The sequence below is a fragment of the Actinosynnema sp. genome, assembly GCF_052038725.1.
The window spans coordinates 1-1,609 of the sequence record NZ_JBQGCX010000997.1; the positions used below are offsets into that span (position 1 = coordinate 1).

Genomic DNA, 1,609 nt, shown 5'->3' on the forward strand with positions numbered 1-1,609 from the left:
CTGTACGTCGTCGCCAGGACGACGTCCTCGCGGTCCGAGGCGATGAGGTCCGCCAGGTGCTCCTCGGCGTCCCCGGCCTGGTAGTTGGACGCGGTGTCGATGAAGTTCCCGCCCGCCTCCCGGTAGGCGTCGTACATCGCCCGCGCCTCGGACGCCCGCGCCCCGTGCCCCCAGCCCGTGCCGAAGTTGCCCGTCCCCAGCGACAGCTCCGACACGCGCAGCCCGGAGCCGCCAAGAAATCGGTAACGCATGAGTGCTCCGCTCCTCACGTGGATCGGGCGCGGGCAGGTTCCCCGCGCCCGGCGGCCCAGCCGCCGGACACCATCGTTCCCAGCGCTGGTCGTATAGTCCATAACGTGGAGTCCAGTAATCCTTATCGATCGTCCAGGGCCGAGGTCACGCTGGACGTCAGCGACCCGGTCCGGCAGGTCCTGGCGCTGGCCCGGCCGAGGGCCGTCGTCCCGGCCCCGCTCCGCGCGACGGCCCCGTGGGGAGCCCGGTTCACGCCGTTCCCGCACATCAAGCTCGGCGCGGTGGTGGAAGGCGAGTTCTGGTTGTGCGTGGACGGCCTGGACCCCGTCCTGCTCGGCGCAGGCGACTTCTACCTGCTCGGGAACCCGCCCGCCTACGGCCTCGGCAGTTCGGTCGAGACGGCGCGGGAGGGCGTTCCCGGCAACGGCCCCGGCGCTGTCGCGCACACGTGCAGCGTCGACTTCGAGTTCCGGGACGCCGACGCCTCCACGCTGTTCTCGGCGCTGCCCCCGGCCGTCGTCATCAGGGCGGACGAGACCGGCGGGCAGCTGCTCTGGAACCTCGCGACCCTGCTCGTGCACGAGTTCCAGGAGCCCAGGACGGGCCAGTCGCTCGTCCTGGAGCACCTGGCCCAGATCCTCCTGGTGCACATGCTCAGGTCGCACGCCGACTCCTCCCGCGAGCCCCTGGGCTGGCTCGCGTCGGTGGTCGACGACGGGATCGGGGCCGTGCTGCGCGCCGTGCACGCCGACCCCGGCCACCGCTGGACGCTGGAGGAGCTCGCCGCGATCGCCCGGATGTCCCGCTCGTCCTTCGCGGTGAACTTCCGGACCAGGGTGGGGAAGCCGCCCCTGGACTACCTCATCGACTGGCGGATGCACCTGGCGCGCGCCGCGCTGCGCACGGACGACTCCCTCACCTCGATCGCGGGGGCCATCGGCTACCGGTCCGAGAGCGCGTTCAGCACCGCCTTCCGGCGCGTCGTCGGCGTGTCACCGCGTGAGTTCCGCGTCTCACTGCGCGCCCGATCCTGACACGCCCCGCACGAAAGCCGCCTGCCCGACGTGCTGGAGGTCGTCCTCGACCACGCTGAGCAGCCGCACCGCCAGGGTCACCGGCGGGTCCCACGAGTCGTCCACGACCCTGGTCAGGTCCTCGGCGCTCACCGTGCGCAGGTACGCCTCGGTGCGCTCGTGCACCGCCCGGTGGTACCCCAGCAGCAGCTCGGCGGGCGCGACGACGGCCGTCACCCGGTCGGCGTGTTGCCCGTACCCGGTGTCGTCCACCGGCAGCGGCAGGTCGAACCGCTCGGACCAGCCGTCGGCGGTCCAGACCTGCTCCGCGCCCGCCACCTCGG

General features: G+C 72.5%; 3 protein-coding genes. 1 reads left to right on the plus strand and 2 read right to left on the minus strand.

The window, feature by feature from the left end; translation table 11 throughout:
• A partial coding sequence (locus ACTUAL_RS21135) for an aldo/keto reductase (protein ID WP_440901465.1) occupies window positions 1-251 on the minus strand: 251 nt, incomplete at its 3' end.
• A 105-nt stretch (window positions 252-356) separates the two neighbouring features.
• On the opposite strand from ACTUAL_RS21135, the gene ACTUAL_RS21140 reads away from it, so the two are divergent.
• Window positions 357-1,286: an AraC family transcriptional regulator gene (locus ACTUAL_RS21140; protein WP_440901466.1), complete on the plus strand. Its 930-nt coding sequence runs from the start codon at window positions 357-359 to the stop codon at window positions 1,284-1,286.
• Here ACTUAL_RS21140 and ACTUAL_RS21145 read toward each other — a convergent pair.
• A partial coding sequence (locus tag ACTUAL_RS21145) for a mycothiol transferase (RefSeq protein ID WP_440901467.1) occupies window positions 1,266-1,609 on the minus strand: 344 nt, incomplete at its 5' end. The two genes, ACTUAL_RS21140 and ACTUAL_RS21145, sit on opposite strands and share 21 nt — an antisense overlap.